Source organism: Pseudomonas sp. GYB4201, from assembly GCF_056312595.1.
The window spans coordinates 1-14,175 of the sequence record NZ_JBWGIG010000032.1; the positions used below are offsets into that span (position 1 = coordinate 1).

At 63.5% G+C, this 14,175-nt stretch carries 12 protein-coding genes and 3 pseudogenes; 7 read left to right on the forward strand and 8 right to left on the reverse strand.

What is annotated here, in order from left to right; genetic code table 11:
• The 3 genes and pseudogenes from AC0Z2B_RS24375 to AC0Z2B_RS24385 all read left to right on the forward strand — a co-directional run.
• Positions 1–129, forward strand: a pseudogene (locus tag AC0Z2B_RS24375) (IS110 family transposase); the annotation flags it as partial.
• Positions 130–250: 121 nt separating this feature from the next.
• Positions 251–1,054 carry a PhzF family phenazine biosynthesis protein gene (locus AC0Z2B_RS24380; protein WP_476299990.1) on the forward strand — a complete coding sequence of 268 codons (804 nt, stop codon included), beginning with the start codon at positions 251–253 and terminating at the stop codon, positions 1,052–1,054.
• Entirely contained in the window at positions 1,051–1,479 is a 429-nt protein-coding gene (locus tag AC0Z2B_RS24385) for a GNAT family N-acetyltransferase (protein ID WP_476299992.1), read from the forward strand. The genes AC0Z2B_RS24380 and AC0Z2B_RS24385 overlap by 4 nt, the downstream gene beginning before the upstream one ends.
• Before the next feature lie 26 nt (positions 1,480–1,505).
• Here the strand turns inward: AC0Z2B_RS24385 and AC0Z2B_RS24390 are convergent, their stop codons facing one another.
• Positions 1,506–1,865: a YciI family protein gene (locus AC0Z2B_RS24390; protein ID WP_476299994.1), complete on the reverse strand. Its 360-nt coding sequence runs from the start codon at positions 1,863–1,865 to the stop codon at positions 1,506–1,508.
• A gap of 95 nt (positions 1,866–1,960) precedes the next feature.
• Between AC0Z2B_RS24390 and AC0Z2B_RS24395 the strand changes: the two genes are divergently transcribed.
• The gene (locus AC0Z2B_RS24395) at positions 1,961–2,473 is read left to right on the forward strand and encodes an N-acetyltransferase family protein (RefSeq protein WP_476299995.1); all 513 of its coding nucleotides are present in this window, start codon (positions 1,961–1,963) and stop codon (positions 2,471–2,473) included.
• On the opposite strand, the gene AC0Z2B_RS24400 is transcribed toward AC0Z2B_RS24395, so the two are convergent.
• Both AC0Z2B_RS24400 and AC0Z2B_RS24405 read right to left on the reverse strand, forming a co-directional pair.
• On the reverse strand, positions 2,436–3,653 hold the full coding sequence (locus AC0Z2B_RS24400) for an MFS transporter (RefSeq protein ID WP_476299997.1): 1,218 nt from the start codon (positions 3,651–3,653) through the stop codon (positions 2,436–2,438). The genes AC0Z2B_RS24395 and AC0Z2B_RS24400 overlap by 38 nt on opposite strands.
• 99 nt (positions 3,654–3,752) lie before the next feature.
• Positions 3,753–3,938 (reverse strand): annotated as a pseudogene (locus AC0Z2B_RS24405) (Lrp/AsnC ligand binding domain-containing protein); the annotation flags it as partial.
• Position 3,939: 1 nt separating this feature from the next.
• Between AC0Z2B_RS24405 and AC0Z2B_RS24410 the strand changes: the two are divergent.
• Positions 3,940–4,032: pseudogene (locus tag AC0Z2B_RS24410) on the forward strand (LysE family translocator); the annotation flags it as partial.
• Between the two features lie 828 nt (positions 4,033–4,860).
• Here the strand turns inward: AC0Z2B_RS24410 and AC0Z2B_RS24415 are convergent.
• The 3 genes from AC0Z2B_RS24415 to ydiJ all read right to left on the reverse strand — a co-directional run bounded on the left by AC0Z2B_RS24415 (position 4,861) and on the right by ydiJ (position 9,551).
• Complete coding sequence (locus tag AC0Z2B_RS24415) at positions 4,861–5,586, reverse strand: hypothetical protein (RefSeq protein WP_476299998.1); 726 nt, start codon at positions 5,584–5,586, stop codon at positions 4,861–4,863.
• A 73-nt stretch (positions 5,587–5,659) separates the two neighbouring features.
• A complete protein-coding gene (locus AC0Z2B_RS24420) occupies positions 5,660–6,400 on the reverse strand; it encodes a hypothetical protein (RefSeq protein WP_476300000.1) in 741 nt (246 codons plus the stop codon).
• A 133-nt stretch (positions 6,401–6,533) separates the two neighbouring features.
• On the reverse strand, positions 6,534–9,551 hold the full coding sequence (gene ydiJ / locus AC0Z2B_RS24425) for a D-2-hydroxyglutarate dehydrogenase YdiJ (protein WP_476300002.1): 3,018 nt from the start codon (positions 9,549–9,551) through the stop codon (positions 6,534–6,536).
• Positions 9,552–9,584: 33 nt separating this feature from the next.
• Here ydiJ and AC0Z2B_RS24430 point away from each other — a divergent pair, with 33 nt between their 5' ends.
• Positions 9,585–9,707 carry a hypothetical protein gene (locus AC0Z2B_RS24430; RefSeq protein ID WP_473006401.1) on the forward strand — a complete coding sequence of 41 codons (123 nt, stop codon included), beginning with the start codon at positions 9,585–9,587 and terminating at the stop codon, positions 9,705–9,707.
• Complete coding sequence (locus tag AC0Z2B_RS24435; protein WP_476300005.1) at positions 9,704–10,594, forward strand: LysR substrate-binding domain-containing protein; 891 nt, start codon at positions 9,704–9,706, stop codon at positions 10,592–10,594. Before AC0Z2B_RS24430 ends, AC0Z2B_RS24435 begins: the two co-directional genes overlap by 4 nt.
• 25 nt (positions 10,595–10,619) lie before the next feature.
• Here the strand turns inward: AC0Z2B_RS24435 and AC0Z2B_RS24440 are convergent, their stop codons facing one another.
• Together AC0Z2B_RS24440 and AC0Z2B_RS24445 are read right to left on the reverse strand one after the other, a co-directional pair.
• Positions 10,620–11,549 carry a LysR family transcriptional regulator gene (locus AC0Z2B_RS24440; RefSeq protein ID WP_476300006.1) on the reverse strand — a complete coding sequence of 310 codons (930 nt, stop codon included), beginning with the start codon at positions 11,547–11,549 and terminating at the stop codon, positions 10,620–10,622.
• Between the two features lie 462 nt (positions 11,550–12,011).
• Positions 12,012–13,916: a hypothetical protein gene (locus tag AC0Z2B_RS24445; protein WP_476300008.1), complete on the reverse strand. Its 1,905-nt coding sequence runs from the start codon at positions 13,914–13,916 to the stop codon at positions 12,012–12,014.
• Between the last annotated feature and the right edge of the window lie 259 nt (positions 13,917–14,175).

Here is a 14,175-nt window from a genome sequence, read left to right on the forward strand (position 1 = left end):
TTTAAGGCGCGGTATGAAGGGCTATGTGGCAAAGGCAAGAGCGCGAAAGTCGCTCTTGTGGCGTGCATGCGAGTGCTGCTGATCCGGCTCAACGCCATGCTGCGCGACGGCACAGCATGGCGGGCATAAATAACTGGGCAAGACAGTTGCTGCTACGGGCACTGTATCGTGGAAATAATCGGGATCTGTCACTTCTGTGCAGTGCGTGGCCTTGCTAACGTGCGTCCACGAATCGGCAAGGACTCAGCCCATGCAACTCCCCCTCTACCAGATCGACGCCTTTACCTCCCGCCTCTTCGCCGGCAACCCTGCCGCGGTGGTGCCCCTGGACGCTTGGCTGCCCGATGAGGTGATGCAGGCCATCGCGGTTGAAAACGCCCTGGCGGAAACCGCGTTTTTCGTGCGCAACGCGCGTGGCCATTATGAGATTCGCTGGTTCTCGCCGTTCACCGAAATCGACTTCTGCGGCCACGCCACCCTGGCCAGCGCCTTCGTGCTGTTCAACCAGCTGGGCGCGCCGGAAACCCTGACGTTCTGGGCCAAGGCCGTCGGCGATATTCCGGTGCGCCGGCTGCCGGATGGCAAGCTCGAACTGAGCTTCCCCGAGCTTGCACCCACGCCGCTCACCGAAGTACCTGCGGCCCTGGTCGAAGGGCTGTCGATTGCCCCCAGCGAATACTGGGTCAGCCGCCAGGCGTATTTTGCCGTGTACGACAATGCGGCGCAGGTGGAGGCCGTGGTCAGCCGTTCCGACCTGCTGAAAACCCTGGCGCCGCGCGATGTGGTGGTCACCGCGCCGGGCGTTGCCCACGACTTCCACTCGCGCTATTTCTGGCCGGCCAACGGCGGTGAGGAAGACTCGGTCACCGGTTCCATCCACGCCGGGCTGGCACCGTTCTGGGCCAAGCGCCTGGGCAAGTCGCACCTGCAAGCGCTGCAAGGCTTGCAACGCCAGGGCGAGCTGGACTGCCGCGTGGCGGACGGCCGCGTGTTCGTGGCCGGCCATGCCGTGCAATACCTGCAAGGGGTGATCACCGTGAGGGCCGGCCAATGAACGTGCGCATCGAACTGGACACCAACCCCGGCGAAGCCGAGCGCAACGCCATCCTCCAGCCGCTGCGCGCGTTCAACATCGCCAACGCCGGCAGCACGGTGCCAGAGACTTTCGCGCTGCTGGTGCGCGACGAGCAGACCGACGCGATCATCGGCGGCCTGTACGGCAAGCTGTTCTACCGGTGGATGTTCATCGAGCTGCTGGTGGTGCCCGAGCAGACCCGTGGCCAGGGCACCGGCTCGCGCCTGATGGAGATGGCCGAGGCGCACGCGCGGGCCAAGGACTGCGTGGGCATCTGGCTGGACACCTTCAGCTTCCAGGCCCCGGCGTTCTACCAGCGCCACGGCTACACCGAGTTCGGCCACATCGACGACTATCCGCCCACCCACACCCGCCACTTCTTCCAGAAACGCCTGCTCCCGTAGCAGCTGCCGCAGGCGGCGTCCGGGCGTCACTCGAAATCCGACATCTCATAGAACGGCCGGATTTCGATTTCGCTCGGCCCGGGCATGGGGTTGGGACAGCGTTTCACCCACGCCACCGCCTCGTCCATGTCCTTCACTTTCCAGATCCAGAACCCCGCGACCAGCTCGCGGGTGTGGGCGAACGGGCCGTCGCTGACGATGCGGCCGGCACCATCGAACGCGACGCGCTTGCCCTGGGATGACGGCTTCAGGCCATCGGCAGCCTGCAGCAGCCCCGCCTTCACCAGTTCGTCGTTGAATTTGCCCATCGCCTCCATCAGCTCGGTGCTGGGCAGCGTGCCCGTTTCGCTCTCTTCAGTAGCCTTGACCAATACCATGACGCGCATCTTCGTCTCCTCCGATCCTGGACCAACCAATGGGTTGCAGCACAGGTATCAGCCTAGTGCACAATGGCCGGACATGACGCCCCAAGGAGGTTGCGATGATCCGCCCTGCACTGCCCACGGATGCCCCCGCCATTGCCCATGTGCACGTACGCAGTTGGCAGGCCGCCTATGCGTCGTTGATGCCGGCCGCCTACCTTGCGTCGTTGGACCAGAGCCTGGCCCAGCGCGAGACGTATTGGGCAGGGGCCATCACCCAGGGGGACGCACAAGTCTTCGTTGCCGAAATCGACGGCGAGGTCGTTGGCTGGCTTTCAGCAGGCGGCAGCCGTGATGAGGATGCGGACAAGAGGGCCACTGGCGAAATCATGGCGATCTACCTGCTGGCAGAGCATTGGCGTGAAGGGCTGGGCCGTGGGCTGTGGGAGGCTGGCGTGCGCTGGCTGGCCGACCAGGGTTACCAGCAGTCCACCCTGTGGGTACTGGCGGCCAATACCCGGGCCATCGAATTCTACCAACGCATGGGCTGGACGGCGCAGCCAGACAGCCTGCGCACCTTGCGCCGCGGCGGCGTCAGCCTGGAGGAGATTCGTTTCCACGCGCCCCCGTGAACCCGGCCCGCAGCCGCTGCCGCCCGGCTGCACTGGCTCGCGCCACCGCCAATACCCAGACCAGCACCGCAATGCTGCCGACACTCACCAGCATCCCATGCACCCCCGCCGCGCTGATGACCTTGCCCATCACGAAGGGAAAGCCGAACACGCCGATGAAATACGCCAGGCTGAACAACAGCAGCGCCTGGGCCGTGAGCCGGGGTGGCGCCTGGTTGGCGGCCAGGCCGTTGATCACCGAGTAGTTCAGGCCATAGCCGACCCCCAGCAGCGCGGCGGTGAGCAGGTAGCTGAGGCTGCCGTGCACCCAGCTGGAGAAACCGAACACCGCCACCAGCATCAACGTGGTCAGCACGGCGGAGGCCACCAGCGGGTTGCGCTTCACCACCCAGCCGGCAATCAGCAAGCGGCAGCCGATGGCCGCGCCCATGAAGCCGATGAAGAACAGCGAATAATCCAGGCCCAGGCTGGCGGCGTAGCTGGTCTGGAAACTGCCCATGCCACCAAAGATCGCCCCGCCCAGGCCCACCATCAGGATCGCCAGCGCGGCGCGCGAGCGCAGCACCTGGGCGGCGCTGGCCAGGCTGATCTGCACCGGCTCGCCCGAGCCCTGCGCGCCGCTGCCAAGCCGCCAGAAATACGCGCCACCCACCACCGCGCACGCGGCGGCCAGCAGGAACGCACTGTGCACCGGCAGGCCATACAGGCTGGCCAGCTTGCCGGCCAGGGGGCCGCTGCCGATGCCGGTGAGCATGCTGCCCGACAGCAACGCGAAGCAGTGGGTGCGCCGGGCCGGCTCGACCATGGCCGCGACCATGATCGGCCCCAGGGTGTAGAACAGCCCCCAACCAACCCCCAGCAGCAGCCCGCAACCCAGCAGCGCCAGGCCCAGCCCCGGCACCAGGGCAAAGCCCAGCGAGGCCAGCACCAGGCAGCCGGCGCCCAACGCCACCGAACGCCCGGCGCCCAAGCGCTGCATCACATGCCCCGACACCAGCACCGCCAGCAAGGTGCTGACCATGGCCACGGCAAACACCTGCCCGGCATCGCGCTCGCTGCCGCCGTGGCCGGCCACCAGCAACGACAGCAGGAACGTGCTGCCATAGGCGATGGACAGCAGGAAACTGGCAAGGCAGAACAGGCCGAAGCGCGGGCCGGGGCGTTGGGCGGGTGCAGGCATCAAGGGCATTCCGTGCGGAGTAGTCGGGCTGTTGTAACACGGCCTGGAACACGGTTTGTCATGCAAATGACGGAGTCAGGGTCAGGATCGGCGCACCTGTCAAAGAGCCAGGGGCCGGTCCTGCACCACCCGCTTCATCACCAGCGTGGAGGTCAGCCGTTGAACGTTGGGCAAGGTTGACAGGCGCTCATCGTAAAGACGCTGGAACGCCGGCAGGTCCTGGGTGATGACGTGCAGCAGGTAGTCCGGTTCGCCGAACAGGCGCTGGGCCTCGACTACCTGGGGACTGTTTATCGCCTTCTGGGCGGTGTCGATCCTGTTCGTGATTACCCCGGGTGCGGACTGGGCCTACGCCATTTCCGCCGGCCTGCAAGGACGGCAGCGGCTACGCGGAATGCTGCGCACACCGCACCCGTAGCAGCGGCCGCAGGCCGCGTCCCAGGCACCGCGTGGGCCGGACGCGGCCCGTGGCCGCTGCTACAGGCTGCGGCTTTTCACACTGGAGATCTTCAGCGCACGCAGGGGCCAGCGCAGCCTGGCGGCAGCGGCTACGCGAAATCCTGCGCACACCGCACCTGTCACCACGCGGGCCGGACGCGGCCCATGGCCGCTGCTACAGGCTGCGGCTTTTCACACTGGAGATCTTCAGCGCACGCAGGGGCCAGCGCAGCCGGGCGGCAGCGGCTACGCGGAATGCTGCGCACACCGCACCTGTCAACGCGTTGGCCGGACGCGGCCCGTGGCCGCTGCTACAGGCTGCGGCTTTTCACACTGGAGATCTTCAGCGCACGCAGGGGCCAGCGCAGCCGGGCGGCAGCGGCTACGCGAAATGCTGCGCACACGGCACCTGTCACCGCGCGGGCCGGACGCGGCCCATGGCCGCTGCTACAGGCTGCGGCTTTTCACTGGAGATCTTCAGCGCACGCAGGGGCCAGCGCAGCCGGGCGGCAGCGGCTACGCGAAATCCTGCGCACACCGCACCTGTCACCGCGTGGGCCGGACGCGGCCCGTGGCCGCTGCTACAGGCTGCGGCTCTTCACGCTGGAGATCTTCAGCGCACGCAGGGGCCAGCGCAGTTGGGCGGCAGCGGCTACGCGGAATGCTGCGCACACCGCACCCGTAGCAGCGGCCGCAGGCCGCGTCCCAGGACGCGGCCCGTGGCCGCTGCTACAGGGCGCCGCCTGCATGGCGGCCGTACGGAGCGTAGTTAGCGCAGGCCCATGGAGATCATCAGTTTCGCCAAGGCGTCGTCGGTGCTGTCCTTGGTGGTAGTGGGCGACACGCCGGCGGACCTGGCGCGGGCCAGTTTCCATTCCGAGGTGGCCTTTTCCGCGTCGCTGACGTTGTCGAGGAACGACGCCGTCAGCGTCAGTATCTGGTTGTAATCCTCCACACGCTTCAAACCCAGGGCATCGGCCTGGGGCCCGGTGACCTGGCCGGTGGCCAGGGCCTGTTGTCGGCCCATCAAGCCGTAGGCCCAAGCCTGCTCTTGATCCGAGAACAAGCCCCCCTCGTTCTGGGCCACCGCCAGCAATGAACGGCGGTCCAGGCTGCCGAACAGGCTGTTGTAGTCCTGGTCGGTATTGGAGAACGGGTTGCTGGTGGTGGCCATCGCCGCATACACCGCATCCATTCGCTGGCGAGCGTCCTGGCTGACCTGGTCGTCGGACAGCCCGGTAGAGCTGGAAGTGGCCTGGGGCAATACTGCGCCCAGGGCCAAGGCGTCGGTGTTGAAGCCTTCACGGCCAGTGAAGAAGGCACCGTATAGGCTGGCGGCCTGGCTTTGGGTAACCGCGTCGATGCTGAGGGTGACCGTGGCATCTTTCGGCTGCCGGCCAGGCTGCAGCACGGTGCTGATCACCGTGGTGGATTGTGCGGCCTTGCTGGCGGCAAGCTGGGTGATCGACTGCTGGGTATACAGATTGATGCGCATCCTGCGCCTCCATGTGCCTGTGAACGACGCTCTTGTGAGGTTGTTTTTACTGAGATCTGCAGACTTGAACCTTTCACCGCGAACCCAGGCCCGTTGCCACGAGCACCTTGGCCAGTGCGTCGGCGACGGTGTCCTGGGTGTGGGTGGGCGCTGCGGGCAGAACACGTGCGCGCGCGGCCTGCCAATTGGACGTGGCTTTTTCTTCGTCGCTGACGTTGTCGAGGAAGCTGGCGGCCAGCACCTGGGAGACGTTGCTGTCGGTGACTGACTTGAACGTCGACTCCAGGCGAATCGGCCCCGAGTACAGCCCGGAAGCCAGCGATTGCTGTTGGTCCATCACCGACTTGGCCAGCATTTGCTCCTGGGACGAGAACAAGCCGCCCTGGTTGTTGGCCACGGCCGACAGCGAGCGGCGGTCCAGGCTGCCGAACAGGGTGTTGGTGTCCTGGCCTTCATAGCTGTCGATTGAATAGGGGTTGCCCGACGCTTCCATCGCCGCGTACACGGCGTCCATGCGCTTGCGCGCATCCACGCCTATCGCGTCACCGGACAGGCCCGTTGAGCTTGAAGTCGCCTGGGGCAGCGCGGTGCCCAGCCCCAGGGCATCGGCACTGAAACCTTCGCGCACCGGGAAATAGCGGTTGTAGAGATTGGCTGCCTGGCTACGCGTGATCGCGTCGATGCTCAGGTTGACGGTGGCCTGCTGGGCCGTCTGCCCGGCGCTGCGCGCGGTGCTCAGCACCGTGGTGGATTGCGCAGCGGCAGACGCTGCCAGGGTGGAAACCGACTGCTGGGTATATAGGTTGATGCGCATCCTGCGCCTCCGTGTACCAGTGAGTTACCTCCTTGTATCGACAACCTTACAAAAAACTGTAGCCGCGGCCGATAGGCGGCGTCCTGGGCACCTTGGTGGCCTGGGACGCCGCCTGCGGCAGCTGCTACGGGGGTTACAGCAGGGTTTGCAGGACCACTTCCAGCGGGTGGCGCAGTTCGCGGTCGGCCATGCGCTTGACCTGGCTGCGGCACGAGTAGCCGGTGGCCAGGGCTTCGCCCTGCTTGTCCAGCTTGCCGGCCCAGGACTGCTCGAAGATGGTCCGCGAGGTGTCCTGGTTGCGCGCCTCGTGGCCGTAGGTGCCGGACATGCCGCAGCAGCCGGTGGCCTCGGTGGCCAATTTCAGGCCCAGGCGCGCGAACACCTGCTCCCACTGGCGGGTGCTGGCCGGCACGTTGGTCTTCTCGGTGCAGTGGGCCATCAGGCGGTAATTGCCGGTGGCGCTGGCGGCCTGCTCGGGCAGCACGTCCATCAGCCATTCCTGGGGCAAGGCCACGGTCGGGCACTCACCCAGGCCCGGCACCTTGAGGTATTCCTGGCGGTACACCAGGGTCATGGCCGGGTCCAGGCCCACCAGGCGCACACCGCAGTCGGCCACGGCCTTGAGCTGGCGGGCGTTGCGGATGGCGGCCTTGGCGAACGCACCGAGGAAGCCCTGCACGTGCAGCGGCTTGCCGTTGGCGCTGTAGGGCGCCAGGAACACCCGGTAGCCCAGGCGGTGCGCCAGCTCGATGAACGCGGCCAGCAGCGGCGTCTCGAAGTAGCGGGTGAAGGCGTCCTGCACCAGCACCACGCTGCGCTCGCGCTGGGCCGGGGTCAGCTCGGCCAGGGCCGGCAACGTGGCCACGCGCACCTTGCAACGGCTCAGGGTGGCCTGCAGGTTGTAGCGGCTGATCAGCGGGCTGTCGACCATGCCGGCCTGGCCCTTGAGCAGCCGGCCGATCAGCGCCGAGCCCATCACCGCGTTGTACAGCCCCGGCGCGTGGGCCAGGTACGGCAGGGTGAATTCCAGCGAACCGATCAGGTAGTCACGCAGCGGGCGCTGGTAGCGGCCGTGGTACAGCTCGAGGAAGCGCGAGCGGAACTCGGGCACATTGACCTTCACCGGGCACTGCCCCGCGCAGGACTTGCACGCCAGGCAGCCGGCCATGGCGTCGTACACCTCGTGGGAGAAATCGGCCTGGCCACGACGGCGCGCCAGGTTGTTGCGCAGGCGCGTGGGCAGGCCCTTGAGCCACGACACCTGGTTGCGCGCAGCGGCCAACACGTCGATGTCCGCCGCGCCCTGTAGGCGCAGCCATTCGCGAATCAGCGAGGCACGGCCCTTGGGCGAATGCTGGCGCTCGCGGGTGGCTTTCCACGACGGGCACATGGCGTCGTCGGGGTCGAAGTTGTAGCAGGCGCCGTTGCCGTTGCAGTGCATCGCCGTGCCGTAGTCCTGCCACACGCGCTCGTCGATCTGGCGGTCATAGTCGCCACGCAGCGGCGCTTCGTCGACCTTGATCAGGCCTTCGGCGCTGTCCGGCGGGGTGCAGATCTTGCCGGGGTTGAGCTGGTTGTGCGGGTCAAACGCGCCCTTGAGCTGTTGCAGCGACGGGTACAGTTCGCCGAAGTAGGCCGGCACGTATTCCGAGCGCAGGCCCTTGCCGTGCTCGCCCCACAGCAGGCCACCGTAGCTCTGGGTCAGCGCCGCCACCGCGTCGGAGATCGGCTTGACCAGCGCGGCCTGGGCCGGGTCCTTCATGTCCAGAATAGGCCGCACGTGCAGCACGCCGGCGTCGACGTGGCCGAACATGCCATAGGCCAGGCCATGGCTGTCCAGCAGCGCGCGGAAGTCGGCGATGTAGTCGGCCAGTTTTTCCGGCGGCACCGCGGTGTCTTCCACGAACGGCTGCGGCCGTGCCTCGCCGTCGACGTTGCCCAGCAGGCCCACCGAGCGCTTGCGCATGGTGTACACGCGGTTCACCGCCGCCGCGCCTTCGGCCAGGGTGTGGCCCAGGCGCTCGATGCTCTTGTCCGCCTGCAGGTGCTCGACGAAGGCCGCCACCCGGGCGTTGACCTCGGCCGGGTCGTCGCCGGCGAATTCCACCAGGTTGATGCCCAGGGTCGGGCGGGCCGGGTCGGCCGGGAAGTACTCGGCCACGGCGTGCCAGATGATGTCCTTCATGGCCAGCAACAGCACCTTGGAGTCCACCGTCTCGATGGAGATCGGCGTGTGCTCGAGCAGCGCATTGGCGTCGCGCAGGGCGTCCATGAAGCTTGCGTAGCGCACGTTGACCACCACCTGGTAGGTGGGAATCGGCAGCACGTTGAGCTTGGCCTCCACCAGGTAGCCCAGCGAGCCCTCGGCGCCGCACAGCACGCTGCTGAGGTTGAAGCGCCCCTGCTCGTCGCGCAGGTGCGCCAGGTCGTAGCCGGTCAGGCAGCGGTTGAGCGGCGGGAAGGTGCGCTCGATCAGCTCGCCCTGGGTTTCCTGGATCTTGCGCGCGGCGCGGTACACCTCGCCGGCACGGCCGGGCACGGCGCAGGCCTGCTCCAGTTCATCGTCGCTCAGCGGGTAGGTGTGCAGGCGCTGGCCGCCCAGCAGCACGCTGTGCAGTTCCAGCACGTGGTCGCGGGTCTTGCCGTAGGTGCAGCTGCCCTGGCCGCTGGCGTCGGTGTTGATCATGCCGCCCACGGTGGCGCGGTTGGAGGTGGACAGCTCCGGGGCGAAGAACAGCCCGTGGGGCTTGAGCGCGGCGTTGAGCTGGTCCTTGACCACCCCCGCCTGCACGCGCACCCAGCGCTCCTCGACGTTGATTTCGAGGATGTTGTTCATGTGCCGCGACAGGTCGACGACGATGCCATCGGTCAGCGACTGGCCGTTGGTGCCGGTGCCACCGCCACGGGGAGTGAGCTTGACGCCCTGGAAGCGCGGCTGGGCCATCAGCGTGGCGACGCGCGCCACGTCCTCGGCATCGGCCGGGAACACCGCCGCCTGGGGCAGGCGCTGGTAGATGGAGTTGTCGGTGGCCAGCACCGTGCGGGTGGCGTGGTCGGTGCTCAGCTGGCCCTTGAAGCCGGCGCTGCGCAGGGCATCGAGGAACTCGGGGTACAGGGTGGCCGGTGCGGTGCCGGTCAGTTGGGCGATCATCGGGGATGGCCTCGTCTTTATGTCAGGATAATCATGGATACTGGCCTGGGCGTGCTGGTTATCAGCGGCCAGGTAGTGGATGATGCCAATGATCCCGGAGCCCGGCGTTCGGCACAAACCGATATTCGCACCTGCATTGATGACTTTTACGAATGAATTACCGCAACCTCACCCCATCCATGTCGGTGCTGCTGGCCTTCGAGGCGGCGGCGCGACATGAAAGCTACACCCGCGCCGCCGAGGAACTGTCCCTGACCCAGAGCGCGGTGACCCGCCAGGTGCAGGCCCTGGAGCAGCAACTGGGGGTGACGCTGTTCCGCCGCGAAGGCCGTGCGGTACGGCTCACCGAGGTGGGCCGGCTGTACCAGCGCGAGATCAGCGAAGCCCTGGGCCGGGTGCGCAGCGCCACCCTGCATGCCATGGCGCACCAGACCGGCAGCGGCAGCCTGCGCCTGGCCACCCTGCCCACCTTCGGCTCGAAATGGCTGCTGCCGCGCCTGCATGACTTTTACCGCCAGCACCCGGACATCATGGTGCACATCAACTCGCGCATCGAGACCGTGGACTTCGAGACCAGCGGCATCGACGCCGCCATCGTCGTCGCCACCGGCGACCAGCCGGGGCTGGTCTGCCACCGCCTGTACGCCGAGGAATTGATGGTGGTGCTGTCGCCGACCCTGGCGGCCACCCGCGCCGAGTGGACCCCGGCGGCCCTCGGCCAGCAGGTGCTGCTCAGCGTGGTCAACAACCCCAGCGCCTGGGGCGAGTGGTTCGCCCACCATGGCCTGGCGCACCAGGGCATGCGCCTGGGAGCCAGCTTCGAGCTGACCTCGCACCTGGTGCAGGCGGTGCGCGCCGACATCGGCATCGGCCTGGTGCCACGGGTGCTGATCACCGAGGAACTGGCCAGCGGCGAGTTGCTCAGCCCTGCCCTGCCCTACGCCAGCGCGCGCAGCTATTACCTGGTGTACCCGCCGCGCAACCGCGCGCTGCCGGCGTTGGTGGCGTTTCGCGAGTGGTTGATCGGCAACCCGTCCCCGTAACCGTAGCAGCGGCCGCCAGGCCGCGTCACAGCCGCCGCGTACCCCCCACCGACGTCAAGCGCTCACCCAGGTAATCCACCAACACACTCACCTTGGGCAGGCTCTCACGGCTGCGCAGCCACACCAGGTTCATCGGCTGGCCATCGGTGGCCAGGTCCGGCAGCACCTCCACCAGCGCCCCGCTCGCCACGTGCGTCGCCACCAGCCAGGTCGGCAACTGGGCAATGCCCAGCTCCGCCAGCGCTGCCATTACCTCGCCTTCGCCATCGCCCACGGCAATGTGCGGGTGCATGATGCGCCGCTCCATCTCCCCCGGCTGGCGCCCCTTGAAGTACCACGGCCCCACCAGCCCATCGTTCTGGCCATAGCCCACGCAATGGTGGTGGTCCAGGTCATCGGCCGACTGCGGCACGCCATGGCGCGCCAGGTACGCGGGCGCGGCGCAGAAGATCATGCGCTGGGCGCCGATGTAGCGGTGCGCCAGCGCCGCCGGCCAGGCGTCGGCGCCGCCGATGCGCACGACGATGTCGATGCCGTCCTGCACCGGGTCGACGAAGCGGTCGGAGAACGACACATGGGGCAGCAGCCGCGGGTGCTGCTTGACGAAGTCGAGGATCAGCGGCAGCACATGCAGGCGCCCATAGGACGCCGGCAGGTCGATGCGCAGGTGGCCATGGGGCTCGCCCTGCTCGGCGCCCAGCGCCAGCTCCACCTGCTCCAGGTCGCAGAGCACCGCCGTGCAGGTGCGGTAAAAGGTCTGCCCGGCCTCGGTCAGCGCCATGCGCCGGGTGGTGCGGTTGAACAGCCGTGCGCCCAGCCGCGCCTCGAGGCGGGCGATGCTCTTGCTCACCGCCGAAATGCTCAGGTGCAGGCGCTCGGCGGCCGCCGTGAAGCTGCCCAGGTCCGCCACGCTGACGAACACGTCGATACCCTTCAGCCGTTCCGAGGAAAACATCGCCGCTCCATTGTTGAACTGGGTTCAAGACAGTTGGTAAAAAACGGCGCAAATAGGCCGTCAATTCTCCAATAGGCTACGGCAAAATGTTTCTGGAGTTAAGTGTCATGATGACTAGAATTAGAGTCGGTCGGCGCGTAATAAAGTCAGTCGACGCCTTTCCCACCAGATGCCCGACAAATCCTGCCCCCAACGCTTGCTGACTGCCCGTTACGCAGACCTATTCAAGGTGCCGCTGCCAAGAGCCCCACATGCATTGCGTGGTGAGTTCGACCCGTAGATAGCAACATCGAATCTGCTGCAAGGCGAACAAACCGGTCGTCAGTTGTCCGCTGAGTTGAGGCTTACCCTACCGCGACCTTTCGGTGCTTCGTTGGCTGATGCTGCTTTAGTTAGTGGAATTTGAGGTTTTTGACTGAACCAGGCGCACCATTGATGTGGCGAGAGATGATTATTGATTTCTTAGTTATCCATAGTAGGATTAACAGAAAGTTTTTTTCGATACACTGAAACTGAGAGATCCTTTACTGCGATGACTTTGTAGTGATAGACGTGGGGTAATGTAAGAGGGGAAATATTAATCCTGAAGGAAACTTTTTCTGCAGAGCTGGAAAGACGATGGAATCGAGGTTGTACATTCACACCATTAGCTCCTGATATCAACACGGTCACTAAAATAGGGCCTTCGGTTTGAACATCGGTTTCGACCGTGATAGAAGAACTAGAACCGGGACTAAGATTTTCGGTTGCGGTCACAAATAATCGCGGACCTTGCGAGAAAAAATTGGACTCATCTGTGCAGAGCGTACAAGTCGTTCGGTTGAGTTCTAGTCTTCCGGCGATTGGTGCAATGGAGAATAGCCGCACGGGGAGATTAGAGGGGACTAAGCCACAGTTACAAGCTTCGCGGATCACCTCCTTATCGTGATGCCGAGTACCGACTTTGGCGAGGCGATGACTCATTTCTAAGAAATACCGCCCCTTATGATCCAGTATACAATCAATGATCTTGCGATCTAGGTCGCGGAGGGTAGAAACAAGCCCGTCGTTAAACTTATGCGAAAGCTTAGATATATTGTTGCGAGCAAGAGCATGCACAAGCTTTGTTGACATGTTCGCAAAATGTTGTTGCAATGGATTTTTTGCCGAAGCGTGCCATATTGAGGAGTAGTAATTGAGCGTATCAGCGACTATCCATAGTCGCCGCTCCAAATGTTCAGCGGATGTGCCTGGTACAGGCTTTTTCCCAGGAAGACCAAAACACCAGTACGTAGGAGTTACACTTACTTGAGACAAGCTCTCATTTAAGGCAAGAGCCATGTCAAGGTCGTCAGGTATAGTAAGAAAGATCTGATTCTCAGGGTGACCAGATGCATCAACATAATTTCTAACGAATATTACATTCTTGGCGACACTATCGATTGCACTAAGCGTAATTTGGTAGTCTGAATGGAAGCGTGTCTGGCCGAAGGGGCCTGCCGCGCAACTTGAAAGGGCAATGGATATTGCATTTGTTCGATTGATGGGCACAATATCGCCGCCCTCACGATAACAGCCGTTCCCCCAGCCGCAACTCGGCCGCGCAACTGAAGAAACCATATTGCCGTCAAATTTACCGCATAAAGTAATATGATCTATAGCTATTGCGTCCTCACGACCGTGACCTCGAAACATGAGGCGACGCCATGGTTCTTTTAGTGTTTCTGAGATTTGATTTAGCTCAACCAAGGTTACATCCAAGCTGTAGTTCGATGGTTTCTCGGTTTGCGAACGATTTGAAACTATACCTACGTTGACAATGTCCTCGCGGGAAACCAGCCACTGTTTTATAATCAACCACAGCAGCGACTGCTCATCCCTACCCGTAATTATCCCTACTGACGCCCGGCTTTTACCGTCAAAATAAGCGCCGTCGACCAGGTCATTAAATGTCCCGGAAGAAACTTTTTCATAGGGAGCGATGATTATAACTCTTTCAAGACTAGGGAATAGCCCAATCAGCTCATCGAAGGTCGGCGGCAATGCATCATTGCTGACATAAATCCAGTTATTGGCTAGCGGAAACCATAAGTTTTTTGCAGCTTCAACTAGTTCTAAGCTTTGCAAAAAGAATATTCCGACGTCCGCCGGAAACGGTCGACTGACAAAATCATAAAGCAATTTAAGATCGTGTGCTTTCGCGCTTAAATCGGGTCGGTTAACTGAGAAAACGGGAAGCGGGTCTTGCATTTTCCATGTTTTAAGATAGTCTATTTGATGTCTTGAAATCTCGATGGTCTTAAGTGGTACTTTTTCTTGGATGGAACGAGTCGTCGCAACATTTATTTTAGTGAAGGTTAAGGTGCAGCTCTGAGATTTTGAATTCATACCCAATCCAGGAGAGATAAACTGAAATGAACGAAACCACTTTTAACTTAGTAACTGGCGTCATGACAGCAGAAAGGCTTATCAAACTCCATCAAGCCCGCCGAATAAGCATCATAGGAGCACCATGTAGCGGTAAGTCGACGTTTGGCAAAGCTCTTGCATCATCTTTAGGACTAAAGCTATTCGCTATGGATGATATGTATTGGGGACCAAACTGGTCGCGACCAAGTGAGGCGGTTTGGTTGGAGCGACTTGCATG